The sequence below is a fragment of the Magnetococcales bacterium genome (genome assembly GCA_015232395.1).
Lineage (GTDB): Bacteria > Pseudomonadota > Magnetococcia > Magnetococcales > JADFZT01 > JADFZT01.
The window spans coordinates 1-25605 of the sequence record JADFZT010000069.1 but is presented as its reverse complement, the minus strand read 5'-3'; the positions used below and the strand labels follow the sequence as shown (position 1 = coordinate 25605).

The following is a 25605-nucleotide window of genomic DNA, read 5'->3' as shown; positions in this document are numbered from 1 at the left end:
CGAGGTGGGGTTTCCAGCAGCCAGCCAGGATGAATTTCAATTTTTGCGTCGCCTGATCGAAGAACAACGCATCCCGGCGCCAGAAATCAAACGGGGGTAAGGGGGAGTTGTGTCTTGAGGACCAAAATCATGCCTTTTTGGTAGGAAAAATGGCCCTTTGGTGCTTTTCCTCGGAGGTTTTTCCAGTTTCAACCAAGTCAGCGGATAGTCGTGCAACATCCGGGCTAGCTTGGCGTCTCCCACTTTCCCGGGGGAGCCAAGCCCCTGGCCACCATCCGCTGAAGCCAGACCACTATAATTGTACGATTTTTGGTTCAAACGATGCGCTTAAAGCCAGCGTTTGAAATTCATTCAAAACCGAAAAACAGGCCACACGGCACACAGGGGAAAACCACCAAAAACAGCTGAATATGTCGACCACGACCGGGGACGATTTTGGCCCGATTTTGGTTTTCCCTGTGTTCTTGCGTGTCCTCTGTGGCCAAATATTGTTTTGTTCGGCTCACCTGCTGATCCGGAATGGGAATGACTCTTCCAGCCACTGCCGCTCCAACCGCTCCAGTCGCGCCAAACTCAACTTAAGCACCGTCCAATCCTGAACAGCCGCCTCCCGAACCTGCAAAGCCTTGCGATTGTAGGCTCTGGCCACACCAGGATCCCTGTGAGGCATGTTGCCCTGAACCAACCTGGCAAATGTCCGAATGCCCTCCTGATAGACCCTCCGTGCTTGATCCAGTTCTCTCCCTTGGAGATAAAATTGCACCAGCCGCTCATACCCCTTCCGCTGAAAAGGATCGATCCCAAGCCCCTGCTGCCAGGCCCGAGCGGCCCGATCCCCCTCCCCCAGCCGCTTCAGGAGATCCCCCTTCAGCAGGTAAGCTGCTGCCAGGTTGGGATCAATCCCCAGAGCCTCCTCTACGCGAATGAGCGCCTCTTCCAGCTCCACCCCCCGACGGAGCCGTTTTTTTGCGCTTCGCAAGAGCCGCCCCTCATGGGAGCCCGCCCCAATGCGATCATCCATATATTTGGGCAGGTTGCGCCACCCCCAGAGCAGCTCCTGGTGATAGCCCCACCCCACCCCGATGATCACGAGATAGAGGCCAATCAATCCCCAACTCCTCTTAATAGGTCGCCAGGACACTTTCCCCTCCCAACACCCGATCCCCTGGAGACACCCGGATTTCCAACCCCGGACTCCCTTCGATCAGCAGATCGGTCTGGGAGCCCCAGGTGATCATCCCCAGTTTTTGTCCCGTGGTGACCGCCTCCCCCTCTTGCACCCAGGTGAGAATTTTTCCCACCGAATAGTCGGCGATGCGGGTGACGTGAACCCGCGCCCCCCGCACATCGGCAATGGTCAAACTCTCCCGGGCACTTTTCAGGATATAATCCGCCTGATTTTCAATATCAAAGGGTGCCAGCCCCAGCCATTTTTTCAGGGAGACCCAACCGGGAATCAGCTGCCCCAGAATGATGCGCACTTCCGCCCGGGTCATGCTCATGTGGGGGCCGTTGAATACCGTGATCTGCTCCACCTCGCCACTCAAAGGCACCCGATTGAGGTGGACACCATGCGTAGACATGTAGATACCGATGAGATAGCCATGGACTTGGGAGAGAGGCTCGATGCGCTTGAGATGTTCATGCACCGGTACCGGCACCCCCCTTTTGACGATTTCAGGCAGGAGGCCATTTTCAAAAGGTTTGACATAAAGAACCGTACCATCCGCCGGAGCCACAATCACCCGGCCCACTGGTGGCGTGCGGGGGGGATCCTTGACCCATTGGGCATAGAGATAATCGCTCACCTGGCCAAAACGCAGCAGCACCAGCATGAGCAGTAAAACCCCTATGCCCAGGATCCAGGCCACTCTCCGACCAAGGGTGATCAGAGCTTTACGTGGTGGGTGCGGGTGCGGCTCCTGCCCCATGGTGCTCATAAGCCCCTGTTCCTATCGATACCGTTCATAGCCTTCAGGGTAGGGAAAACCGCGCGCCAAACAAAGGAAAGATGCCTCTTTCAAGCCCGGTTATCCCCACACTCCCGGGATGAGCTCCCAAAAACCGGTTGCTTCCAACCCCCTCCCCCCCCCAAACTGGTTTTGGTTGATCCCGGTTTTCTTCTCAAACCCCAGACCCGTCATGCCCCTGCCAATCATCGACACCCTCCGGCAAACCGCCCACCGCCATCCCGACAAAATCGCCATCCGGGATGGGGAGCAACGCATCCCCTTTGCCACCCTGTGGCAGCAGGCACTCCTGCTGGGCCAGGCTCTGGTGATCAATGGGGAGCACCAGAGAGGGGATGAGGAAGCAACCCGGGCCGGGGAAGCCCCACCCATCGTGGTCCATATCCCCAAATCCATTGCAGCGGTCGTCGCCATGGCCGGGATTCAGTTGAGTGGCCGGGTTTATGTCCCCTTCGATACCGACAATCCCCCGGAGCGGCGGCAGCGAATGTTGGCGCGGTTGGGGGCTCATGGGCTGCTCACCTGGAAAGAAGGGATTTTTTATCTCGATCAGGAGCCGCTAACCACCTCCACCCCCCCTCTGCCGGATCCAGAAGATTTTCCAGCACTGGAAGCCCGGCTTTTCGAACGGCTCCAGGCTCGCTCCGATAGCGCCATTCTCTATGTGATGTTCACCTCCGGCACTACCGGCCTGCCCAAGGGGGTGGCCATCACCAATCGATCCACCCGCAACTATATCGACTGGGTGGCGGCAACCTATCAAGTGACCGATCAAGAGATCATCGGCAATCAATCACCGATTTTTTTTGATCACTTTACCTTCGATATGTTCCTCACCTTTCAAACCGGCTGCACCCTGCACCTGATCCCCCCCCTCTCTTTTCGCTTTCCGGGCGCCCTCATCGATTATCTGCTGCAGCACCGGATTTCGCTGATTTTTTTTGTGCCGGCGGTCTATACCCACCTGAAGCTATTGGATCTTCTCAAGGGAATCGACGCCCCCCACCTGAAAAAGCTCCTCTTTGCCGGGGAGGCGATGCCCCTCTCCACCATTCATTATCTCCACACGCACCTTCCCCACGCTCTCCTCTCCAACCTCTACGGCCCCACCGAAGCGACGGTGGATGTGGTGAGTTGGATATTTGGGGATGAACTTAATCATCTTAAAGAAACGCCCCTGGGTCTGCCCTGTGCCGGAGCCCGGATCGTGCTGATGGCTGAAAACGGGGAGATCTTCAGCGAACCGGAAAAAGTCGGTGAAATCTGTATCGGCGGCCCAGGCCTCTCCCCAGGCTATTGGAACGATCCCGAAACCAGCCGCCAGCGTTTTATCCCAAGCCCTGAGCCGGACCATCCCGGGGCTATCCTCTATCGCACCGGGGATCTGGGTTATTGGTCCGCCGGGGATGGCTTGCTCTATATGGTGGGCCGGAAAGATCACCAGTTTAAACATCTGGGCCATCGTATCGAGCCTGGTGAGATCGAAAAAGCCCTGCTGGGGTTTCCCGGAGTCTCCCAGGCGCTGGTACACTATAACCGGGAAAAGCGACAGATTGAGGTCTTCCTCGCCTCCCGCCAGGATCCAAACCCCCAAGCCCTGCGCCATCACTTGAACAACTGGCTCCCCCCCTACATGATGCCGGGCAGGATCGTCTCTCTGGAAAAACTCCCCACCACCCCCAACGGCAAGGTGGATCGGGCGGCACTGGGCGGATCATATAGCAGTTCTATCTCAAAATTGAACTCTCTTCCCTGATTCGTCATCCCCGCGAAGGCGGGGATCCAGGGAGCTGATGATTGCCCTCAAGGAAAAACCAAATCTTCAAGAAAGGCCGGTGTTTTGCTGAAAGTGATACAAGATTTTGGAAAGGTTCGCGCCAGCCCCCCTGGATTCCCGCCTTCGCGGGAATGACAGAAAAAGTACAGCGGCATATGTCCAATTCTTGATTTGAATTGCTATAGGAAAAAGCCATGGATGAAGCTGAAATGATCGCCAAAATCAAAGCCTTCCTGATGGAAAGCTTTCCTGGCAGTGGTGCTGAGCCAACCCCTGACACCGATCTTTTGACCGGTTGGTTTGTGGATTCATTTCGAATTGTGGAGACCATTCTTTTTTTGGAGACCACCTTCAACATCCAGCTCAATCGGGCGGATATTCAGGGGGAAAATTTTCAGACTCTCACCACCCTCGCCCGGTTTGTTGCGGATCGACTTCCGGCAAGCCGTTGATCTGATACCCCATGGCAGGCCTTCTCACCAAAACCACTCTCACCGACCAACAACGCAGCCGCAACGATGCCCAACACAACCACGGCGTGGTGGTGCTGGTGCTCTGGCTGCTCTTGCTCTACATCTATCTCTTTACCTATGTCCCCCAAACCCTGCATCTGCCCATGCCCCAGGAGTTGGCCCAAGAGCTGGGTGTGGCGTTGGATCATGTGTTTGACCGGGATTTAAACATCCACTCCCACGTCAACATTTCCTGGACCCAGCGCTTTGACAGCAACGAAAGCGAACGGCTGATTCTCTTCTACACCATCCTGGGCTCCTTCCTCAGCGCCTATTATCTACCTTTACGTTTCAAACGCCCCGCCCTGGTGTTCTGGACCCTGGGGGCGGTGGGGCTTCTCTATGGCCTTCCGGCCACCAGTGGCTTGGTGATGGCCCATGGCGCACTCTGGCTCACCTTTCATCCTCAACCCAAACACCCCCTGATCAAGGGAGGCTCCCTGGGGTTGCTCGCCTGGGTCAGCTTTTGGCAAGGAGAGCCCCTCTATCCGGCGGTGGTGCTCTCTCTGGGTTTTGGCGGGTTTTATCGTTTCCTCTGGCTGCCCTGGCTGGCTCGCCCCAAAACCGCTCCCCTGCTGCGAACCCTCCTGGTGCAGTCGGCGCTGATCACGGTGGTGGGCAGCGCCCTCATCGAAGGACTTGATGGGGGGAGTTGGAAGCTGCCGTTGGGGGTGGTGCTCTTTTTTTGGCACTGGCAGCGGGTGATGCTCTACCAGGTGGATTTTAACGATGGCCTGGTGCCGAAGGATTTGGGATTTTTGGCTTATCTGGCGGTATTCATCTCTCCCGGAGCCCTGCCCAACTGGAATCGGGAGGCGATGATCGGCCAGGGATACAGCTATATCAACGGGGTGTTTTTGCATGAACCCAAAAACCGCATTGTGCTGGCCGGGGTACGGATTTTATGGGTGGCGTTGGCTTATCTGGTCCTGGGCAACTGGCTGTGGCGCTTTTTGGTGGATCTCTGCACGGGATGGGGGGTCGATGTTTTTGATGCCCACATTCGGGAGATGACCCGCCACTATCTCGCAGGCAAACCTCTGACCACCTCCTCGGTGCTGTTGACCACGCTGCTGGATCTTTTTCGCTGGGTCACCATTTATGCCAGTATCACCCACTTTAAGGTGGGGCTCTGGCGGATTTGCGGCTATGGGGTGGATGCCAACTTTGACAAGCCGTGGCTGGCGACCAATCTGGTGGCTTTTTGGAAGCGATTTACCTTTCACTATCGGGAATTTTTGGCGCGGGTCTTCTTCTATCCGCTCTTTTTTCGTTTTCGCAGGCAGGGGCGCAAAACCCGCATTATCACCGCCACCCTGGGGGCGATTGTGGTGGGTAATTTGATTTGGGGCCATGTGGTGGAGCTGTTTTTTTATCGGGGCATGGCGTGGGACGAACTCGATTATTTTGCCCAGGCTTGGCCCTATTTTATCTTGCTGGGGGGAGGCATCGCCCTGACCGAACTCTATTTATTGCAAAAAAAATCGACCCGCCAGCCCTGGCAGTGGGGGCCTTGGCTGATGGGGGATGTGGTGGCGAGCTATCTCACCCTGCAATTTTATGCCCTGATCCACATTTTTATTTTTCCGGTGGCAGGCGCTTCGGTGGGGGATCTTTTTCGGCTCTTTCTCATCGGTTTCGGGATTCATTTATAAGACCTTCATCCCCCCGAATCCCTGACCTCCCGGACCACAGTGTCCAGGCATAAGCCACATGCACCCCCGTGATGAGAGAAGCCGCCAGGAGTTCCGCCATCTCTTCCACCCCGGTCAACCACTGATAGTTGCGTAAGCTCGCTGCTGTAAGATGCCCCCCCACCCCCACGAGCCCCGCTTCCCGGGTTTCCAAAGCCAGCGCCAAGCCCAACAACCCCACCGCCAAAAACCCACCCCCAAACAACCAGAGATGCCCCCGAAACCGCTGCCAGTAAAAACGCAACAACCAGCCACCGATCACCACCAACAGCGGTGAAAGCAGCACCCCCCACAGCAGCACCCCGCCAGCCCGCACCACCTCAAAAGCCTGGCGCAGATTGTCTCCAGCTGGGCTCTCCATAAACCAATGGACGGTGGTTTCATGAATCTGGGCGGTTTCGTCCGCAGAGAGCCCCAGCATCAGAAGCGCAACCAACAGCCAGGGGATGGGGCTTAACCGGGGGCGGATCGGGGGAAGGGACGAATCCGGAACAGAATCAATCCGGGCAGCACGCTCCAGAAAATAACAGGCCAACGCCGCGACCGCTGCCAGGGTAAACTTGAGGCTGCTATACCAAGTGGGCAGGTTACCCTCCTTGTCGAGATGCACCAGGCTCCCCAACTGGGGATGATCCCCCAAAAGCAGATGCAAGCCGAGCACAAAGAGATCCAACATCACCAGCAAGGCGAAAAATTCCAGCTCCCGATTCCAGCTCCATTGTTTGATCATGGCCATCCCCTATCGCAGATAACCCGCATCCCTGAGTGCCTTTTGCATCGCCCGGCTCACCTCACCCCGCTCCCCCTCCCCCTCTTCCACAACGGTCTGCCCTGCCAACCATTGGTCGAGCCCTGCTTCGAGATGCTGAACCACCCCCGCAAATCGATCTGCCAGGTTGGACGGCTCCCCTTCCCTCCCGGTCAAACGAAACAGATGGCGGCGCGATTCACCACTGTCCCAGCGGGTTCGGATCAGCTTCCAACCATCCCGCACCACCCCCTGGTAGAGACGATCCCCCACCCGTTCCTGGATATACTGGACAGGCTCGGGGAGGGGCGGCTTGCTGGGATCATACATCATGGAAACCAGGGAACGGCCTGATAGTTCGGCTGAAACAGGTAGCTCCAGCAGCTCCAGCAAGGTGGGGAGCAGATCCACGGTGGAGACGGGATGGGGGATTTTTCGACCGGTTGGCAGATGAATGCCGGATTGGGGCTTGATGATCAGGGGAATCGAAAGCACCTCTTCGTTGTAGCGACCGTTGTGGCCGATGGATCGCAAGCGGGGGTTGTTCCAGCTGGGCTCAAACAGCTGCTCGCCGTGATCCGCCACGATGAGAATCGCCGTCTGTTCATACACCCCCATCTTCTGTAATTGCACCACCATCCGAGCGAGCAAATCATCCACCAAGCGGATTTCACCATCATAGAGGGCGATGATCTCTTCTTCACGCTGGGGGGGAAGGAGATGGTTTTTGCTGGCACGATAGATATCGTTGGAGCAGCGAACGTTAAAATCATCCATACCAGGAACACCTCGGGTGCGGGGGACTGCCATAAACAGGGTGTCGTAAGGGGGTGGGGGATCGTAGCTTTCGTGAATGTGCTGGGCGTGATACCAGAGAAAAAAGGGGGGGTGTGACTGGGGCTGTTGATTTTTTTCCCCGCTTCCGGCTCTCCCCCCCTCCCCCACTCCGGCTTGCCACCCCTTGAGCCAAGCCAGGGCCGCTTCGAAGCCTCGGCTGTTTTCCTCGGTGGTATCGGCCCGGTGTTGGTGGCTGGCGACGGGATGATATTCAAACGTATCAAACCCTTGCTCCATACCCGATTCGGGGCCGACCGCGACAAAACCGGTGAAGGCGGCGGTCTGGTAGCCGTGATCCTGTAATGTTTCAGCAAGGGTGTGGTTTTGAGCCGAAAGAGGAATCCCATTTTCAACCACCCCATGCTCCCCGGGATAGCGGCCTGTGAAGAGGGTGGCGTGGTTGGGGGAGGTGTTGGAAGCGACTGACCGGGCTTGCTCAAAAAGAAACCCTTCCTCTGCCAGCCGGGCCAGGGTGGGGCTGGTCTCCCTGGGATAACCGTAAGGAGTGAGATGATCAGCCCGGGTGGTATCGAGGGTGATGAGCAGGAGATTGGCATGGGCCGGGATTGGGGGGCCTGTGGGGTGGGTCATCATCCACAAAAGCCAGGCGGTGAGGAGTGCGGCTACCAGGAAAAAGGGTTTCATGACTTAAATATCCGCGACCACACAATCAATCCGCCCCCGGTCACCAGTGGAAACCAGATCAAAGCCGGACGACCGATCAGGGTAACCCCCACAAAACAGAGACCGATCCCCAGCAAGAAGCCGTTGTTTTCGTGGAAAAAGACCCCATCCATCCCCAATCCGGAGCCCTGCATGAAGGGAAAAAAGCCCCCCGCCCAAAAACCACTCAGCGCCACCCCCACCCCGGCCAATGGCAAGATCGCTGTGGAAAAGGGATTCATGAAGGCGAGCAGCCCCACCCCATAATAGGCCCCGAGCCCCACCAGGAGACTTTCCAAAGCCCGGGATTTTCCCCACCACCAGAGCCCCACCAGGGAGCCCACCATCCAGAGCAGCACCACCAGGCCATAGGTGAGATAGGTGGAGGTGATGTTGATCTGCAAAACATAGAGATAGCCAAATTGCAGCAGCGCAAAATGGAGTCCGGTCAAAAAGCCGTAGGTGCGAGGCCAGAGCATTTTAAAAATATCTCCCCAAAAAACGCTCCACCCCCCGTACCGCTACCAGATCCAAACGATCCAGGGAAAAGGGATGGGCTTCGGTGAGGAAGGGATCGATCTCCGTGGGGGGAATCACCTCCAGGCGGCTCTCATCCACCACCTGCCCGGCCCGCACCTGAGGCACAGTGAAGGGCAAGCGACGGGCGGCATAGGCAAAGCCCCGATCCGCTTTTTTGGAGTTGACCACCATCACCTCTTCAAATTCTGATCGCAAAGCCGCCACAATCCGGGCGGGAATCCGGTCGTTTTTGGTGAGTATCCCGGAAATCTGCACCGCAATCACCCCGGTCATGGGCATGCGCTCTCGGGCCAGTCGATAAAACTCTTTCGTATGCAACACCCCCTCCTGCACCGTCAAAGGAGAGGGGATATCCATGACGATGAGGTCGAACATTTCCCGGCTTTGGCTGAGAAAATGTTTGCCATCATCCACCTGAAGCCGCCAATGATCGAGCTTTTCCAGGGCTTGGGGTGGAGTAAAAAATGCCTTCCCAGCCTTAAGCACCCCGGTATCCAGCTCCACCGAAAGCAGCTCCCGGGTGTGGGGGTGGAGGCGTGGGGCGGAGGAGAGGGTGCCGTTGCCGATGATGAGCGCCCGCCGGGGTTGGATGAGTTTGGCGGGCAGCACGGCCAGATAGTGGTTTAAATCATCCAGATCCGAGGCGTTGAGATTGAGCAGACCATCGAGATAGAGCAGTCGTTCTCCCTTGGCATTTTCCACCACTTCCACTTTTTGGTAGGGAGAGTTGACTGAATAGAGCACTTTGGCTCCCGGGATATTATGCTTGTATTCATAGATCAGCGCTGAACCCAGGGGGTCGAGATAGGGGAGGAGCACAACCGCCAGGAGAGCCAGCCCACCATAGATCAAGGTGACCACCCCCCGACGAAAAACCAGATGCACCAGCCCCCCCAGCCCCAACCAGTAGATGGGCAACAGCCAGGTGAGGGGTCGATTCCAGGTGAGTGAAATGAGGGCAAAACCCACGGCAAAACCCAAAAGCTCGGCAGAGTAGGCGCGCTTGAGCCGCCTGGTGACCCAGGCTCCCCCCCCTGGGTTGCTCCCCTCCCCCTCGCCCGGCTCCCCTTCCTGCCCCTCTTGGGGATGGATCGCCCGGGGCAAAAAGGTGGCAAAGGTGGCGTTGAAGGCGACAGCATAGACGAAGAGCAGCCCCAGAAAGGCAAACCCCTCCCCCCCCCATCGCGCTATTCCCGCCGCCAAAAACCGATAGCTGTGGGGAAAGGTGAGGTGCAGCAGCAGCGATAGCCCAAGCAACCCCATAAAGGCCCGCTGAGAGAGTTTCAACGACCAGCGATAGCCCAGGGAAAGCCCCAAAAAAAAGGTGGTGCTCACCAAAACAATCACCACCTCCTCGCCATAGAGGATGGTGACGAAATCCCGCACCATGAGAAACTGGGCGATGGCCAGACTCACCCCCACCAGGAAAAGGGCCGTGACCTCTCTCCAGGGAAAAATGGGACCACTATCGCTCCCGAAATTTCGTTGCGCTGGTGTGGCTGGAGAGTTCATCAACACCTCTTTCCCAGGTTCCGGCAAATGCTTTTTTTTGCGTTTACAGTGTAGATTGACCCAACCACCCGTTCATCCCCTGAATATCGCTTGCAGCTATATTGGATTGTCAAGATCTGTGAAGATTTGTGGAAATGGATCGACCAGGGATGGTATCATTCATCTGTGAAATACCATTCACACCAGGAAAACATGCTGAATGCCGGTTAAGCAAGAGGGGTATTGGTTAATTGATCATCCACCACAAGCGGATTCTCCCAAGCGCGGGCTTTACCCTCGTGGAAATCATCATGGTGCTGGCTATTGTCGCCATTGTGGCGGCTGTGGCTGCCCCCAACATGTCCTCCATGATCGACTCCGCCCGCTACAAGGCCAACCTCGGTCAACTGGTCCGGGATCTTAATCTCGCCCGCTCTGAGGCGGTCAAACGGGGAGAGTGGGTGGTGGTTTCTACGACCAGCGGAAGCTGGAGCGGAGGGTGGCGGATATTTCAGGATGACAACAACGACGAACTCTATGACGAGGAAGAGACCGAAATTCAGGTCCGGGATGAAGTAAGCGGCGTCTCCATCGCCAGTGTCGATGGGTTTACCAGCTATATCCGCTACAATCCCACCGGAACAAGCCATACCACCGGCTCCTTTATGGTCACCAGCAACTCCAGTGATGATTCCGATGTGCTCTGCATCGGTTCCACCGGGCAGCTCAAGTTTTCCCGCTGCCCCGCCGAAGCCGACCCCTGCGAAACCTCCCTGGCCTGCCCATGAATATTTCCTCTACACAATTGCCTGCTGGCAACACGATCCAGGGATTTACCCTGATCGAAATTCTCATTGCTCTGGTGGTGCTCTCCACCGGACTGTTGGGGGTGGGGCTGATGCAGGCCCAGGCGATCAAAACCACCTCGGACGCTTCTCAACGCTCCCAGGCGATCTGGCTGGCTTCTGAAATTCTCGACGGCATGCGGGCCAATCCCAACGATCTGGCCAACTATGCCGGGGTGACTGTGGGCTATGGCCAGGATGCGATGGATGATCCGGGACCGGCCACCACCATGTATGAACGCACGGCGAAGGATCTCTACGACTGGCAGACCAAACTCTATAGTGTGGGATCGCGCACCGGGCTCTATCATGCGGTGGGCATCATCGAAAAAAATGGTTCCGTCTATCGGGCCACCATTCGGTGGCAGGATGACCCAAACGATGAAGAAGACCTCCACCAAGTGTGGGTCGAAACCGAGTACTAGGGGCCGATAGATCATGAACCATAAGCGATCCCAAAGAGGTTTCACCCTGATCGAACTGATGATCACCCTGGGGCTATCCGCCTTCATGGTGTTGGGGGTGATGTCGCTTTTCAGCAGCGTTTCCCGGACCTACAACATGGTCTACAACATGTCCCGCGCCCAGGAAAATGCCCGTTTTTCCCTGACATTTCTCTCCCAGGATCTCCACCAGGCGGGCTATTATGGCTATCTGGGCAACAACACCATGGTCAGCTCTCCCGACCCCATGCCCAGCAACAACGGCCCGGAGTGCGACAAGGATTGGGTCCAGAGCCTCTCCCCCCTGCTCTATGGCTTCGACCAGACTCAATATGTCGCCGATGATCCCTTCCTGGATTGTATTCTCGAAAACGACTATCGCTCCGACATGTTGGTGATCCGCCACACCGATGAAGACACCACCGACTTTGCCGATCTGATAGACCACACCGAATCGGGCACCGGCATCGGTTATGACTATCTTTACAGCACCTTTACCACCGGAAAAATGTTTCGGGAAGGGGAGGATGCCACTGAAACCACCCCGGCTGGTGGGGACTATTTCGAGCTTTCCACCCTGGTCTGGTTCGTCAAGGACAACCCCGCCGGCAACCCCGCCCTCTACCGCTACGACACCTCCAGCCGAGTGGCAACGGAGATGGTGGAAGGGGTGGAACTTTTCCAGATTTCCCTGGGGGATCGCTCTGGCGACGGCACCTTCATCACCGACTATTATGACCCCGCCAACGTGCCATTTTGGGATGACGTGCTGGCGGTCAAGGTGGATATCCTGGTGCGATCCATCGATATCGACTCCAGCTATGCGAGCAACGGGATCTGCAAGGATGCGGTACGCTCCTATCAGCTGGGCAACTATGAATATGCCCCTCTGGACAGCTATCCCAACTGCTATCGCCGGCGTTTTTTCACCACTATCGTGCAAATGCGCAACCCCACATAAACCGAGGAAGCCATGAATACCATTCGTTGCATTGAAGAAAAAGACCACAGAAAAAAAGGGGAAGGTGGGTACGTGCTGGTGGTATTCCTGACCTTGCTCCTGTTTCTCTCGATCCTGGCACTTTCGGCCATGGACTCCGGGGTGACCGAGCAAAAGATGGCCGGTAACTCCCAGTTCCAGGTGAAAGCCTTCAACGATGCCGAAGCGTTGCTGGTACAGGGAGAGGATTATATCGAAAACACCATAGCCGTTACTTTTCCCACTTTTCAGCGCGATGCTGACGGGATCGAATTTACGGAAAGCTCCTTCAGCCCTCCCGGTATCGATAATGTCACCATCGAGCACCTCCAGGGGAATGTGGTCGTGGATGTGACTCTACCCTATGAAGGCGCCCTGCCGAATTGTGCGGAAGATGGTACCGGCTGTCTCGACTATTATCGGGTGACGGCGACAGGTGAGGGGGTTGGCCCCTCCCGGCAGATTGTGGAATCCCTGTTTGCCAACTATATCGACTATGTGCCCTGATCACAGACCAAGAGGGGCTCTTGCGGAGATGGTCTTTAGTGACCTCCCGGATCTGGTCAGACGATCACTGGGATGGCATCGTTTAAGTGAAATCGGAGAAAAATCATGAAATCCAGCAATTTTCCTGGCATCTATCGGAAACTACCCCATCTGGCCTGTGCGACCCTGCTCTCTCTGGCTCCGATTTCGGCTTCGGTCCAGGTATTGCCGAAAACCCTGACAGCAGCAGCGGTGCTGGCTTCCACCATTTTGCTGCCAACTACCGTTTTCGCCTCAGGTGCTCCAGCACCCGATGTGGACAAGGAGGTCGATCCGGCTCCGGCTCCGGCTCCAGCTCCTGTGGTTGAGGGAGACAAGGACAAGGACAGCGACAAGGCTAAAGATAAATCCAACCGCAAGGCGATCACCAATCCTTCCGGCAAGGTGACCGTCTGCCACAAGGCGGGCAACTCGGGCAAATTTGTCGAAATCACCATTGATGACAGTGCGCTTCCTGCCCACATGGCCCACGACGGGGACTATATCGGCGTCTGCGCCAACACCGACCAGATCGTCGAAAGACGGGTGATCGGCTGTAAGGAACCCTACCTGACCACCCTGATTGAAGAGCTGGAAGTGAAGGATATCACCACCGAAGATGGTGCTGAAACCTCGGATGTCGGGCTTTATGGCGGCCACTTCGACCTGGACACCTCCACCAGCATTGTGGGCTTCGGCACCGGCTCCACCAACAAACATGTCCACGAATGGGACGACAAGCACGACGAAACCAGAATCAACTTTTTCGATATGCTTGACAGCGGTTTCGACAACATTCAAGACACCATTGACGCGGATCAGCAGTTCATCATCACCGTTGCCAATACCGCCTATTCCAAAGGTGGCGTTCTCTCTTTCAATGGCGCCAACGAAGATGTGGCCGATCACGAAGAGGCGGTAGACTCCTTGATGGATGCAGGCACCCCCCTGACCGTCTACAAAATCGGCACGCCTACCAGCGAAGAGCTCGCCAATAATGTCAAACAGCTCAACAGCTTTACCCTCACCTTCGACGTCAATGCCATTCTTTCCGGAGGCTTGATCCCCACCAACACCGGCTGTGTCAAGGATAATGATGCCGGTCCCAACGGTGAATACCGCAACGGGGCGCTGTTGGTTCAAGCCCTCAAAGCGGACGATTATGCCATCCACGAAAAAGGCTACGCCACCACTGGACTGTTGTGGGAAGCGACTGTTTTCTGGCACTGGGATCCCTCAGAATGTTTTCACGATGCGGGCTGGCAAGCCGCCTACAACCAATGTCTGCTCACCGGTGACTGTCTGAGTGCCAGCAAAAAACGGCAAAAGAAGGATGCCAGCAACAAGAGCGACAACGAAAAAATTTGCATTTGCCACAAGGCTGGAAAATCGGGAAAATATGTCAAAATCGAAGTGAGTGACTCCGCCGCCTGCGCCCATCTGGGCTGGGAGCCCGAAGCAGACGGCAGCGCCAAAACGCCCAACACCTGCGTCCCCACCGGCCATGACGGGGATACCTTTGTGGGCTGGAAGCCGGACGTCAACTGCAAGAGCAAAACCGTCAACAGCTGTCCCGACGACGAGCCGGAAATCACCGTGGAGGAGACCACCGAAACCTACACCCAGGCGGTGGAAGATTGTATCGATCCTGAAAAAGGCGGTGGCTATCTCGGCAGTGCCGAAACCGGTCGCATCAACTGGAAGCAGATCATCGAAGATTAATCCCATCGGAGGATGGCTGGCATGAAACGATTTTTCAAAAAAAGCAGTGGCTTCACGCTGATCGAACTGCTCCTGGTGCTGGCTATCCTCGCCATCGTGGCGTCAGTGGGGATCCCGGCCTATACGGGGTCGATCCTCAAGGCCCACCGCTCCGAGGCCAAAGCGGCGCTGATGGAGGTTTATCTCCTGCAAGTGGAATATTTCCAGGATAACTACACCTATGCCAACCTCTCCACCCTGGTGAGCAACAGCTACAGCAACCTGGAGTATTATACCATCACCATCACGCCAGCCATCGATGGGGACAATCCCTCGGACACCTTCACCGCCAAGGCTACCGCCATCGGTACCCAGGCGGATGATGGTGCCTGCCTCACCTATACCATCGACGAAACCGGCGAAAAAGGTTCCACCGGCACCGGCACCGCCTCCGACTGTTGGGGCATTTGATCCTCCCCCCGAGGGCCGTCATCTGTTGGCGGCCCTCGGGGAGACACCCTCACCCTTTTGCCTGATCTGATAAAGTGCCGACCTGCCTGCTTGGCACATCCAACCCCTGGACAAGAACGCCACGTTCAGGCTGAATGATCCCCCAAGACATGAAACTCTCCATCATCATCCCGGTTTATAACAGCACCACCACCCTGGCCCCTCTGGTGGCCTCCCTGGCGGCGGAGCTTGAGGAGAGTTACCAACTGGAAGTGTTGCTCATCAACGACGGCAGCCCCAACTCTGCAACCGCTCCCACCTGCCTGCAACTGGCCAAAGAACACCCCTGGGTTAAGTTTCTCGATCTTTCTCGCAACTTTGGCGAACACAATGCGGTGATGGCGGGATTAACCCACTGCACCGGCGAGGCGGCGGTAATCATCGACGATGACCTCCAGCACCCTCCTGCCGAGGTCAAAAAACTGGTGGAAAAACTCGCCCAGGGGCACGATGTGGTCTACTCCCGCTTTCCCCAAAAGGAGCACGCTCTCCTGCGCAATCTGGGAAGCTGGCTCCACAACCGCATGGCCACGGTGATGTTGAACAAACCCAGGGATCTTTATCTCTCCTCCTTCAAGGCAATCAACCGCTTTTTGATCGATGAATTGATTCGCTATACCGGCCCCTACCCCTATGTGGACGGGCTGATCTGGCAGGTGACCCACAACCATGCCGTGGTAGAAATAACCCATCAGCCCCGCCAAACCGGTCAATCCGGTTATACCTTTCTCAAGCTCCTCTCCCTCTGGTCCAACATGTTTACCAGCTTTTCCATCCTGCCCCTGCGCGCCGCCATCTGGCTGGGCTTTCTCTTTGCCGGGGTGGGGTTGGTGTCGGCGGTGCTGTTTTTTATCGAAAAGCTGGTCAACCCCGGACTACCGGTGGGGTGGGCCTCCATGATGATCTTTCTATTGGTGCTCTCCGGTATTCAGCTGATGGGCATCGGCATGATCGGGGAATATTTGGGGAGGCTCTATCTCAAAAACAATAACACCCCCCAGTTTGTGGTGCGCCGGGCCTTCAACTGCGAGGTCAAAAAGGAATGACAGCCCAGGCAGCGACTCAAGGGACGGCCCAGAGCTTTGAGGGTAAACGGGTGCTCATCACCGGTGGACTGGGATTCATCGGCTCAAATCTGGCTGTTCGCCTGGTCCAGGAAGGGGCGAAAGTCACCCTGATTGATTCTCTGGTTCCGGCTTTTGGGGGCAATCCCTTCAATATCGAGCCCATTCGGGATCGGGTCACCCTCAATATTTCCGACCTCAGAGATCCCCACTCCCTGCGGATTTTGGTGCGAGAGCAGGAGATCATTTTTCATCTGGCCGCCCAGGTGAGCCATGGGGACTCCATGCGGGAGCCGGACCATGATCTGGCCAACAACGCCACCGCCACCCTCAACCTGATGGAGGCGTGCCGGGAATGCAATCCCCACACCCGGCTGGTCTACACCTCCACCCGGCAGGTGTACGGCATTCCCAGGGAACTGCCGGTCACCGAGGATCATCCGGCACTGCCCATCGACATCAACGGCATCCACAAACTGGCGGCGGAATATTATCATCTGCTCTATCACCGCACCTACGGTATCCCCTCCACCATCCTGCGTCTGACCAACACCTACGGCCCCCGGTTACAGATCAAAAATGATCGCCAGGGGTTTATCGGGGTGTTTCTCCGCCGGGCCTTGCTGGGGCAGACCCTGAATATTTTTGGTGATGGTCAGCAAATTCGGGATTTCAACCATGTGGACGACGTGGTGGAGGCTCTGCTTCTGGCTGCCCAAAATGACGACTGCATGGGCCAATTTTTTAACCTGGGAGCAGCCACCCCCTGCTCTCTTCTGACCTTCGCTGAAATCCTCAGCCGCCACACCCCGAGCGATTATCGGCTGATGCCCTTCCCTGAAGACAGCAAATTGATCGATATCGGTGACTATTACGGGGATTATGGCCGTTTCAGCCAAACGACCGGCTGGCAACCCCGGGTGGGGCTTGAAGAGGGACTTGAAAGCACTGTGGCCTGGTTTCGCCAACACGGGAAGCACTATCTCTGATGGGTTGACTGAACCCACCATTACCAACCGGGAGCTGCACCCCACGTGAAACCGATCCCCACATTCGACTATCTCAACCAGTATCAAAACATTCGCACACAAATCCAGGAGGCCATCCAGCGGGTGCTGACATCAGGCCGCTTGATTTTGGGGCCAGAGGTGGAAGCATTCGAAGCGGCCTTTGCCCAGTTTCTTGGGGAATCGACCCCCGGTGTAGGTGTAGGTAATGGCACCGACGCCTTGATTGTCGCCTTGATGGCGCTTTTCACCCCCAGCAAAAATGACGAAATAATCACTGTCGCCAACGCAGGCATTCCGGTGGTGAGCGCGATTCGTTCGGTGGGGGCGACCCCGGTTTTTTGCGATGTGGATCCCGCCACCGGACTTCTGGATATCGAACAGCTGCCAAAACACCTGACACCCCGCACCCGGGCGGTGGTGGCGGTGCATCTCTATGGCAACGTGGTGGATATTCCCCGAATTCGTGGCGTAATCGGCGATTCAGACATCCCCATCATTGAGGATTGCGCCCAGGCCCACGGGGCGCTATTGGGGGATCAATCCGTTGGAACCTTGGGGGATGCCAGTGCTTTTTCATTCTATCCCACCAAAAACCTCGGGGCCTATGGGGATGGGGGGTTTTGTTTCAGTCGAAATCCGGAAGTGACCCGGGCCATGGGCGCCATCCGGATGTATGGCATGGATTCTTCAGGCCAGTGCGTGCGTGAAGGGATCAACAGCCGCCTTGATGAAATCCAAGGGGCGGTTCTTTCGGTCAAGCTTAAGCACCTGCCCACTTGGATTAAGCAGCGCCGCACCCTTGCCAGCCACTATGCCCGCCATCTCCATCCGAAGATCCAAACCTTCACCACCCCCGCAAATGTCACCCACGGCCACCATCTTCAGGTCATCCAGGTAGAGAATCCCAAGGGGCTGCAAAAAGAACTCTCCGCCCAGGGAATCGCCACTGGAATTCACTATCCCATCCCGGTGCACCGCATGAAGGGCTACGGTTTTTTGGGCCTACCCGAAGGCTCTCTTCCCGAAACCGAAAAGTTATGCCAAAAAGTCCTCTCCCTCCCCCTCTATCCAGAGATGCGTTTGGAGGAGGTAGAACGAATCGCTCTGGCGGTCAATAAGTTATAGCGGTTCCAATCAATTTTTTTATACTGTAGACAAAGCCACGACCCACTCCCGGCATTTGCCTGATCTTCCGCTGCTTAAGCCCACCCTCCGCCACTCCCCCGATATTTTCCCCCACCAGAAAAACAACAAAAGATACACATCCACCCCTCAAAAAAATGAATTATTGCAGGATTTCAGCCACTGCTGCTGAATGCCATCATCTTTAAAAAAATCAAGAAAATATTCCATGGTTGTGGCCGCTTTTGGTCTGTGCCTGATTTTAGAGGCTATTTTAGCTTTTGAAACCGGCTAGCTGGCCTATCCACCCTTTATTTAGTGAGGAAACAATCATGTTGCACTCTGTTTTCAGGCCCCCGGATGACCACGACAAGGCCCACTTCCACGAGGCCAACACCACCCCCTACCCAATGATGGACAACTCTTTCACCTTTTCCGATGAACAAACTATGGAGGAAACCAAGCAATGTCAGTGATCAATGTGAAAGTTGAGGGCGCAGTAGGAAACGGAATCGTGGATGACCACACTGTTATCGACAACGCTATTATGGGTGTAGGCAATGAGACAGCCATTTTTTTTCCCGGCTGGAACGTACAGGGTCAGCCAAAAATTAACCCCCAGACCCGGACAAAAGTTTGTGGGTGAAACAGGTGCAGAGATGGCCACAATCCAGACTGATATAACGGATGGCACCTACTATGCATTCCATCTCAGTAGTGGAGACGAACCAGAAAACACCAGTGGTTGTGAGTTTGATAGACTGAAATTCGTTGAGGCCAACCCAACTATCAATGGTGGCTCCAGTGCGATCGAAATCGTGGATCGTGACAATGTTGTGATCAAAAATTGCGTGGCCCAGGGGTATTCCCAGTACGGTTTTGCCATCAGGGCGGAGGCCCATGCCATCAGCAATCCCAAGATGATCAACAATACTGTCGAGGATCATGGGCGATCCGGTTCGCCGATTGCCATCGGGCTGCTGGTATTTTCTCCGGTGAGCACCTCAATAGATTCCAGCGGTGGGCTGGTGAAGGACAACACGGTTAACATGTATGATAGCGCAACGGCCGATGGTGCTTGCTGCAAGATTGAAAATTTCAGTGGTATCACAATCGAGAACAACACTCTTTACAGGCCAGCCATCAACCATCAATGCAACAGTGGAGCCCTGACCCTGATCGGCCTTCGGGGCAGCACAGTTGAGGATAACACCATCACCTCCGTGGACTGCAATGGACTCCCAGCAGTGAGCATCACCTCCAACCAGATTCTCGATGACGATTTGAACCCCATTGAAACTAAAATCCGGCATGCCTCTGGTGTCGATTTCATCAACAATGATCTGGAGGGAAACACGACTTCCGGTTCCGAGACGGGGGCATTGTGGCTCAGTGGTGATTTGAGGCATGTGGTGATCGACAACAACCGCATCAACGCCGAGTTGGATTTCTTCTACACCACCGGTCAGGGTGGGCTCGATACGGAAGGTGGAGATATGGTCATCATGCCTTCGAACATCGTGAACCTGACGATCAAAGGCAATACGAAAATAGGGACTTTTCTGGGGTGTGCCTCGAACAAGATCGCCACCATGACCATTTTCAACAATACGATTCACCACCACCTCCAGATGATTCCAGGTGCGACCGTCTCCCAGGGGGAAATTACTGGCATTAATATTCACCACAACACCACCAAGCTGGAAAACAACGAACCCGCCCACCTGGAGGCGGAAAACACCGTTTTCAATAGCAATCCCGTGAGCGTGAATGCCAGCACCTATCAAACGAATCATCTGGTTCGCATCGCGGCTGACTATGTGTCCGTGGTGTACAACGGTTTCACCATCATCGGTGCCAACTCGAACATCAACTGTCTGGTCAGCGTGGCGAGTGGCGTCAGCAACTCCAATATCAGCGGCAACCTAAGCATTCCAGCTGGCATGACGGAGCAGTGTTCCGGCTGAAAAGCCAGGTGGACAAGGCATCCTGTTGCAAACCGGATAGCCAACCTGTCAAAGCGGTTCTTCACTATCTCAAGGTCCGGTACAGTGGTTCGCCAACTGTCATTTTGAAACCGTCCAGGGGTTTAAAAGACCAATCGTAACGATTCTTTCGATTCAGGGCTGCTCTTCGGAGCAGCCCTTTTTTTTGGCAAAATAAATCTCTTGCAGAAAGAAGGTGAATGACAGACAATTAAATTATTATATATAATTTATCTGTGAGGTAAATCATGAAAAAACAGTTAACGTTAACATTTTTTTTCTAAGTTGTTTTGTGGCTCAGGCCAACGCCGTGGAGCCCATGGTAGGTGGTGCAAGCTACAGTTCATCAGCCCTTAAATCCGACGGATCTATTTGGAGTTGGGGCAATAGTCTCTCACTGGGGGTACCAGGCCTTTCCGGCGATGTTTCGGCTCCACATAAGGCCTTAGATCTTTCCGAGGTCACTCAAATATCAGCTGACTCTTCCTATCCCATCGTGCTGAGATCCGATGGCACTATTTGGGGATTTGGCAAGTTCTACGATCAGTCATACAGCCTGAACGATCAGTGGCCTGAGAGGAAGTCAGATCTAACGGATATCATCGACTTTTCGCAGTATGTTTCTCCGTCCTCTCACTACATTGCTTTGACATCTGATGGGACGGTTTGGGCCTGGGGGGATAATAATTATGGGCAAGCCGGCCCCCTTGCCACCGATGATGAGCAAGAGACGCCGGTAGAGGTACCCATTCCGGCTCCTGTCACCAAAATATCTGCTGGTTATAAATACACTCTTGCCTTGACTGACAATGGTTCCGTCTGGGCCTGGGGGTACAACTATTATGGCCAACTGGGCAATGGCGCGACTGAAACCAGTGCAACTCCGGTAGAGGTGGTGGGGCTTACGGATGTGGTGGATATTACCGTTGGATATATGCACAACCTGGCCCTGAAAGCCGATGGCACACTCATGGCCTGGGGCTATAACAATGCTGGCCAGCTTGGGGACGGCACAACGGAAGACAGATACACACCCGTGGAGGTGATGGGGCTTTCCGATGTTATCCAAATGGCTGCTGGTAGTCACTCCGTTGTCTTAAAGTCAGATGGCACTGTTTGGACCTGGGGTAGAAATACTTATGGCAACCTTGGGGATGGCACCACGGCTGATCGCATGACGCCAGGTATCGTCCCTGGCCTGAGTGATGTGAAGGCTATTGGTGTCGGGAGTACCTCCACCCTGGCCATCACTGCCGACGGTTTGGTCTGGAGTTGGGGTAGGAACTATTATGGCAAACTGGGGGACGGTACCACCGAAGATCGCTATTCCCCGGTGCAGGTGATTGATATCGATGGCGAGCCTTTTTCGGTGTATGTGGTAGAGGGGGAGGACGACGATTATGAGCCGGACAACACCCACCATGAGGCCACCCTCCTTACCCCTGGTGAAACCCAGAGTCACTCCATCGACAGCGAAGGGGATGAGGATTGGTACAGCTTCACCTTGAGCCTCTCCTCGGAAGCCACCATCACCCTGTCGGGGGAGTCGGGGGAGATGGTGATCGCCCTCTACGATGCCGACGTAGAAAATCTCGGCAGCGATGATGGCAGCAGTGGAGAGGGGACGGCATCAATCTCCCTGGATTGTGGCAGTTATCTCCCCCCCGGAACCTATTATCTGGTAGTCGGTGAGTCCGACAACAACGCCACCATAGCCTCCTATGAGATCCTGTTGCAGACAGAAACCTGCCCCTTGGCTGATTCGGATGGGGATGGGGTGCCGGATGTGGAGGACGCTTTCATCAGGGACGATGATGAATGGAACGACAACGACGGGGATGGCACAGGGGACAATGCCGACACCGATGACGATAACGACGGCTTGCCGGACAGCTATGAGACCGATTATGGCTTTGATTCGAACGATGCTGCCGATGCTGATGAAGATGCCGATGGCGATGGGGGCAGTAACCTGGAAGAGTATCTGTTCGGCTCCAGCCCCACAGATGATGAGGATACCCTGATAGAAGGGTGTGATGCCAAGGGCCACTTTACCGACGTCACCTGCCACCACTGGGCCTTCGATCACATCCAGGCCATTGGTGATACCGAAATTTCCCGGGGGTGCGGGGGTGGGGATTATTGTCCGGATACCCCCCTGCAACGCTCGGAAATGGCGATTTTCCTGCTCCGGGGCAAATATGGCGGCCAGTATGCCCCCCTACCTGCTACCGGAGGGCTGTTTGAGGATGTGACCACCGATTATTGGGCGGGCCATCAGATTGAACGCCTGGCCGGACTGGGTATCACCAACGGCTGTGGCAGCGGTCGGTTCTGCCCCAGTCGGGAGATCACCCGCGCGGAGATGGCGGTTTTTCTGCTGCGGACCAAATATGGCTCGGACTACCAACCCCCAGCTGCCACGGGAGAGGTGTTCGGGGATATTTCATCCGATTATTGGGCGGCGGCCTTCATTGAACAGCTGCAAGCCGAAGGGGCGGTAGCGGGAACGACGGAACCAAGCCGAGAGTGTGACGAAGGGAACTATTGCCCCAGCCAAAACATCACCCGCTCGGAAATGGCGGCTTTTCTCAATCAAGCCTTCGGCTTGGATGAACCACAAGCCGATCCCGGCACGGTTGCTCTGGTTCCCAAAACCGGCCAGACCGTCTCTGTGGCCAGTGGCGATGACGGCGACCTGCAAACCGGTGTTTCCTGGCCCGATCCCCGCTTTACCAACAACGGCGATGGCACCATTACCGACAACATGACCGGGCTGGTCTGGATGCAGGATGGGGGATGCTGGGAGGGTGTTGCTAGGGGGCAGGATGAGGTGGAAGAGCTGAACGAGGGGCAAAAACGTTGTGCCCAATACACCAGCCACTATAGCGACTGGCGGCTGCCTTCTATCCGGGAGTTGCAGAGTCTCCTGAACCTGGGGGCCTCCTCTCCGTCACTGCCCGATGGCCATCCCTTCGTCAACATGCAAATCAACCTGAGTTATTGGTCCAACACCTATTACAGGCGCTATTACGAGCTCTACGATCAGTACTATACAGTCAAGATGCGAGCCAATATCGCCTATGGCATCATTGAAGAGAAAAGCTCCTCCGACAACTTCATCCTGCCAGTCCGTGACGCATCGAAGATCGCCCTGCTGGAGACCATGGATCCAGAGACCACCGCTCTGGTGGCTCGCACCGGGCAAACCGAAAGCCACTGGGAGGGGGATGATGGTGATCTACTATCCGGGATACCCTGGCCTGATCCCCGCTTTACCGACAACGGCGATGGCACGATCACCGACAACCTGACCACGTTGGTCTGGATGAAGAATGCCACCTGTTGGGAGGCTGCTGCTTGGCTGGACGCCCTGGAGCAGGTGGCCGATCTGAACGCTGGGATCGAAACCTGTGAAGGCTATGAAGGGGCGCATACCGACTGGCGTCTGCCCAACCGTAACGAACAGCTGAGCTTGGGGGATTATTCCGGGGAGTTTGCCGACTATCCGTTTGATGACCGCGAAGATAGATATTGGACCTCCACCCCGCTTTATGGCGACGACAGTCAGGCTTGGTATGTGAACCTGGAGGGAGATAATTATACGGAGAATAGTGGTGGTCAATCCGAATACAAGACAATGACCAATAGCTACTCTGCCTGGCCGGTGCGGGGTGGCATGTAAGATCGGCTTTGATCTCCAGAATGATCCGGGCCGGACGCTCCCCTTATCCCCCATGCTCGTCAACCCAGGACTTCATACAGGCGGGCCTGGGCTGTCCGCATTAAACGGCATCAAATCATTAAACATCACCTTTATTGCAAGGTTAACATGAAAAAAATCTTTCTCTTCGCAGCCTGCCTCCTGGCGGGTTATCCGGCCCTCTCTGCTGCCGTAGAGCCCATGGTGGATGGCGCTAACTCCTACACATTGTTTGTAAAGTCCGATGGAACTGTTTGGGGATTGGGCTTAGGCAATTATTTTGGCGCACAAAACTCCTCCGAATCATTCTCGATACCCGATAAAGTCTTTGATCTGTCGGATATCACGAAAATATCGGCCAATTCTTCTCAAAGCATGGCTTTGAAATCCGATGGTACCATCTGGGGACTCGGTTATTACAATAAGATCCCAGAGAGACTTTCGGATCTGACGGATGTGATTGATATTGGTATAGGATATTACTTGCACTATGTGGCTTTAACATCCGATGGTACGGTCTGGGCCTGGGGAACCAATGATGATGGACAGGCTGGCCCCCTGGCTACCGGCGACGATCAGGAAACACCGGTTGAAGTGACCATTTCGGAACCTGTCATAAAAATAGCCGCTGGCTATAAGCATACCATTGCCTTGACCTCCAGCGGTTCTGTCTGGGCCTGGGGGTATAATTAGTTGATCGCGCAAAATAGAGAATTCCATTTAAAACCAATGCATTGATGAGTATTTTGTCGTATCATGATTTGCAAGAAATCGTTATTTCTCCAACCATTGTCTTGCAAACCATGAAGCCAACAAGAAGCCGAATCGACCCTCAGAACAGGTTGTTTGACACCCGTTTGGAGGATCTTTGCAATCTTGATCACGAACTGGTCCTGCTGGCGGATCGAATTGCCTGGAGTTCCCTTGAGGATCGTTTTGAGCCGCTGTATGCGGATGTTGGCCGGCCTGGCATTCCGATTCGCATGATGGCTGGCCTGACGATCCTGCAATCCCTGTACAGCCTTTCCGAAGACGCCGTAGTGGACCGTTGGTCGGAAAATCCTTATTGGCAGTACCTGGTGGCCGATCTAAATTCCGGGATAGAAACCTGTGACGGCTATGAGGGCGAGCATACGGATTGGCGTCTGCCCAATCGCAACGAGCAGCTGACATTGGCGGATTATTCCGGGGAGATCGACGCCTATCCGTTTGAAAACCGTGAACGGCAATATTGGACCTCCACCTCCCTCTCTTCTGATTCCAGTCAGGCTTGGTATGTGGATTTTCCCGTGTATAGCTACAGCAATCTAAGCGGCTCCTTCTACGACCGAAAGGGTAGTGGGAATGTAACTATTCAGCACCCTGCCGCAAATAAGACTTGACAGCCTTTTTGGTCTGAAAATGTTTTGCTGACTTCGTAGAGAGTATCCCTGTGTTTTCCCTCATAGGCAATCCTGAGAGGCGCTATTCGCCCTGATTAATGTGG

23 protein-coding genes are annotated in these 25605 nt (G+C 55.3%); 17 read left to right on the top strand and 6 right to left on the bottom strand.

Translation table 11 applies throughout. From position 1 onward, the window contains the following. Positions 1 to 502: 502 nt before the first annotated feature. Together HQL52_16010 and HQL52_16005 are read right to left on the bottom strand one after the other, a co-directional pair. Positions 503 to 1141, bottom strand: coding sequence for a hypothetical protein (locus tag HQL52_16010; protein MBF0370954.1), 639 nt, complete (start codon positions 1139 to 1141; stop codon positions 503 to 505). Beyond that, on the bottom strand, positions 1122 to 1871 hold the full coding sequence (locus tag HQL52_16005) for a phosphatidylserine decarboxylase (GenBank protein ID MBF0370953.1): 750 nt from the start codon (positions 1869 to 1871) through the stop codon (positions 1122 to 1124). The genes HQL52_16010 and HQL52_16005 overlap by 20 nt, the downstream gene beginning before the upstream one ends. A 271-nt stretch (positions 1872 to 2142) precedes the next feature. On the opposite strand from HQL52_16005, the gene HQL52_16000 reads away from it, so the two are divergent. The 3 genes from HQL52_16000 (at position 2143) to HQL52_15990 (ending at position 5914) form a co-directional block, all read left to right on the top strand. After that, positions 2143 to 3726: an amino acid adenylation domain-containing protein gene (locus tag HQL52_16000; GenBank protein ID MBF0370952.1), complete on the top strand. Its 1584-nt coding sequence runs from the start codon at positions 2143 to 2145 to the stop codon at positions 3724 to 3726. Positions 3727 to 3941: 215 nt separating this feature from the next. Next, complete coding sequence (locus HQL52_15995) at positions 3942 to 4199, top strand: acyl carrier protein (protein ID MBF0370951.1); 258 nt, start codon at positions 3942 to 3944, stop codon at positions 4197 to 4199. Between the two features lie 11 nt (positions 4200 to 4210). Continuing rightward, positions 4211 to 5914, top strand: coding sequence for a hypothetical protein (locus HQL52_15990; protein MBF0370950.1), 1704 nt, complete (start codon positions 4211 to 4213; stop codon positions 5912 to 5914). On the opposite strand, the gene HQL52_15985 is transcribed toward HQL52_15990, so the two are convergent. From HQL52_15985 to HQL52_15970, 4 genes are read right to left on the bottom strand one after another with little or no spacing between them, the layout of a single operon-like run. Beyond that, the gene (locus HQL52_15985; GenBank protein ID MBF0370949.1) at positions 5889 to 6683 is read right to left on the bottom strand and encodes a hypothetical protein; all 795 of its coding nucleotides are present in this window, start codon (positions 6681 to 6683) and stop codon (positions 5889 to 5891) included. The genes HQL52_15990 and HQL52_15985 overlap by 26 nt on opposite strands. Positions 6684 to 6692: 9 nt before the next feature. Beyond that, on the bottom strand, positions 6693 to 8183 hold the full coding sequence (locus HQL52_15980) for a sulfatase (GenBank protein MBF0370948.1): 1491 nt from the start codon (positions 8181 to 8183) through the stop codon (positions 6693 to 6695). Next, positions 8180 to 8680: a hypothetical protein gene (locus tag HQL52_15975; GenBank protein MBF0370947.1), complete on the bottom strand. Its 501-nt coding sequence runs from the start codon at positions 8678 to 8680 to the stop codon at positions 8180 to 8182. The genes HQL52_15980 and HQL52_15975 overlap by 4 nt, the downstream gene beginning before the upstream one ends. A gap of 1 nt (position 8681) precedes the next feature. Further along, a complete protein-coding gene (locus HQL52_15970; GenBank protein MBF0370946.1) occupies positions 8682 to 10253 on the bottom strand; it encodes a hypothetical protein in 1572 nt (523 codons plus the stop codon). 230 nt (positions 10254 to 10483) lie between these two features. On the opposite strand from HQL52_15970, the gene HQL52_15965 reads away from it, so the two are divergent. The 14 genes from HQL52_15965 to HQL52_15900 all read left to right on the top strand — a co-directional run bounded on the left by HQL52_15965 (position 10484) and on the right by HQL52_15900 (position 25501). Then, positions 10484 to 11020: a GspH/FimT family protein gene (locus HQL52_15965; protein ID MBF0370945.1), complete on the top strand. Its 537-nt coding sequence runs from the start codon at positions 10484 to 10486 to the stop codon at positions 11018 to 11020. Continuing rightward, the gene (gene pilV, locus HQL52_15960) at positions 11017 to 11502 is read left to right on the top strand and encodes a type IV pilus modification protein PilV (GenBank protein ID MBF0370944.1); all 486 of its coding nucleotides are present in this window, start codon (positions 11017 to 11019) and stop codon (positions 11500 to 11502) included. Before HQL52_15965 ends, pilV begins: the two co-directional genes overlap by 4 nt. 13 nt (positions 11503 to 11515) lie before the next feature. Beyond that, the gene (locus HQL52_15955; GenBank protein ID MBF0370943.1) at positions 11516 to 12481 is read left to right on the top strand and encodes a PilW family protein; all 966 of its coding nucleotides are present in this window, start codon (positions 11516 to 11518) and stop codon (positions 12479 to 12481) included. A gap of 72 nt (positions 12482 to 12553) precedes the next feature. Then, entirely contained in the window at positions 12554 to 13006 is a 453-nt protein-coding gene (locus HQL52_15950; protein ID MBF0370942.1) for a hypothetical protein, read from the top strand. Positions 13007 to 13111: 105 nt separating this feature from the next. Further along, the gene (locus tag HQL52_15945; GenBank protein ID MBF0370941.1) at positions 13112 to 14746 is read left to right on the top strand and encodes a hypothetical protein; all 1635 of its coding nucleotides are present in this window, start codon (positions 13112 to 13114) and stop codon (positions 14744 to 14746) included. 21 nt (positions 14747 to 14767) lie between these two features. Further along, the gene (locus tag HQL52_15940) at positions 14768 to 15196 is read left to right on the top strand and encodes a prepilin-type N-terminal cleavage/methylation domain-containing protein (GenBank protein MBF0370940.1); all 429 of its coding nucleotides are present in this window, start codon (positions 14768 to 14770) and stop codon (positions 15194 to 15196) included. Between the two features lie 134 nt (positions 15197 to 15330). Further along, positions 15331 to 16281, top strand: a complete 951-nt coding sequence (locus HQL52_15935; protein MBF0370939.1) for a glycosyltransferase family 2 protein — start codon at positions 15331 to 15333, stop codon at positions 16279 to 16281. Beyond that, complete coding sequence (locus HQL52_15930; GenBank protein MBF0370938.1) at positions 16278 to 17288, top strand: NAD-dependent epimerase/dehydratase family protein; 1011 nt, start codon at positions 16278 to 16280, stop codon at positions 17286 to 17288. The genes HQL52_15935 and HQL52_15930 overlap by 4 nt, the downstream gene beginning before the upstream one ends. A gap of 45 nt (positions 17289 to 17333) precedes the next feature. Continuing rightward, positions 17334 to 18434, top strand: coding sequence for a DegT/DnrJ/EryC1/StrS family aminotransferase (locus tag HQL52_15925; GenBank protein MBF0370937.1), 1101 nt, complete (start codon positions 17334 to 17336; stop codon positions 18432 to 18434). A 329-nt stretch (positions 18435 to 18763) separates the two neighbouring features. Next, entirely contained in the window at positions 18764 to 18907 is a 144-nt protein-coding gene (locus HQL52_15920) for a hypothetical protein (protein ID MBF0370936.1), read from the top strand. 84 nt (positions 18908 to 18991) lie between these two features. Next, a complete protein-coding gene (locus HQL52_15915; GenBank protein MBF0370935.1) occupies positions 18992 to 20398 on the top strand; it encodes a hypothetical protein in 1407 nt (468 codons plus the stop codon). A gap of 664 nt (positions 20399 to 21062) precedes the next feature. Continuing rightward, a complete protein-coding gene (locus tag HQL52_15910; protein ID MBF0370934.1) occupies positions 21063 to 24101 on the top strand; it encodes a DUF1566 domain-containing protein in 3039 nt (1012 codons plus the stop codon). Between the two features lie 147 nt (positions 24102 to 24248). Next, complete coding sequence (locus HQL52_15905) at positions 24249 to 24812, top strand: hypothetical protein (protein MBF0370933.1); 564 nt, start codon at positions 24249 to 24251, stop codon at positions 24810 to 24812. A gap of 44 nt (positions 24813 to 24856) precedes the next feature. Beyond that, complete coding sequence (locus HQL52_15900) at positions 24857 to 25501, top strand: DUF1566 domain-containing protein (protein ID MBF0370932.1); 645 nt, start codon at positions 24857 to 24859, stop codon at positions 25499 to 25501. The last annotated feature ends 104 nt before the right edge of the window (positions 25502 to 25605 follow it).

Coding starts and splice junctions, on each gene's coding strand:
- HQL52_16000 (MBF0370952.1), top strand. CDS start 2,143: ATGCCCCTGCCAATCATCGACACCCTCCGGCAAACCGCCCACCGCCAT.
- HQL52_15995 (MBF0370951.1), top strand. CDS start 3,942: ATGGATGAAGCTGAAATGATCGCCAAAATCAAAGCCTTCCTGATGGAA.
- HQL52_15990 (MBF0370950.1), top strand. CDS start 4,211: ATGGCAGGCCTTCTCACCAAAACCACTCTCACCGACCAACAACGCAGC.
- HQL52_15985 (MBF0370949.1), bottom strand. CDS start 6,683: ATGATCAAACAATGGAGCTGGAATCGGGAGCTGGAATTTTTCGCCTTG.
- HQL52_15980 (MBF0370948.1), bottom strand. CDS start 8,183: ATGAAACCCTTTTTCCTGGTAGCCGCACTCCTCACCGCCTGGCTTTTG.
- HQL52_15975 (MBF0370947.1), bottom strand. CDS start 8,680: ATGCTCTGGCCTCGCACCTACGGCTTTTTGACCGGACTCCATTTTGCG.
- HQL52_15970 (MBF0370946.1), bottom strand. CDS start 10,253: ATGAACTCTCCAGCCACACCAGCGCAACGAAATTTCGGGAGCGATAGT.
- pilV (MBF0370944.1), top strand. CDS start 11,017: ATGAATATTTCCTCTACACAATTGCCTGCTGGCAACACGATCCAGGGA.
- HQL52_15955 (MBF0370943.1), top strand. CDS start 11,516: ATGAACCATAAGCGATCCCAAAGAGGTTTCACCCTGATCGAACTGATG.
- HQL52_15945 (MBF0370941.1), top strand. CDS start 13,112: ATGAAATCCAGCAATTTTCCTGGCATCTATCGGAAACTACCCCATCTG.
- HQL52_15940 (MBF0370940.1), top strand. CDS start 14,768: ATGAAACGATTTTTCAAAAAAAGCAGTGGCTTCACGCTGATCGAACTG.
- HQL52_15935 (MBF0370939.1), top strand. CDS start 15,331: ATGATCCCCCAAGACATGAAACTCTCCATCATCATCCCGGTTTATAAC.
- HQL52_15930 (MBF0370938.1), top strand. CDS start 16,278: ATGACAGCCCAGGCAGCGACTCAAGGGACGGCCCAGAGCTTTGAGGGT.
- HQL52_15920 (MBF0370936.1), top strand. CDS start 18,764: ATGTTGCACTCTGTTTTCAGGCCCCCGGATGACCACGACAAGGCCCAC.
- HQL52_15915 (MBF0370935.1), top strand. CDS start 18,992: ATGAGACAGCCATTTTTTTTCCCGGCTGGAACGTACAGGGTCAGCCAA.
- HQL52_15905 (MBF0370933.1), top strand. CDS start 24,249: ATGAAAAAAATCTTTCTCTTCGCAGCCTGCCTCCTGGCGGGTTATCCG.
- HQL52_15900 (MBF0370932.1), top strand. CDS start 24,857: ATGAGTATTTTGTCGTATCATGATTTGCAAGAAATCGTTATTTCTCCA.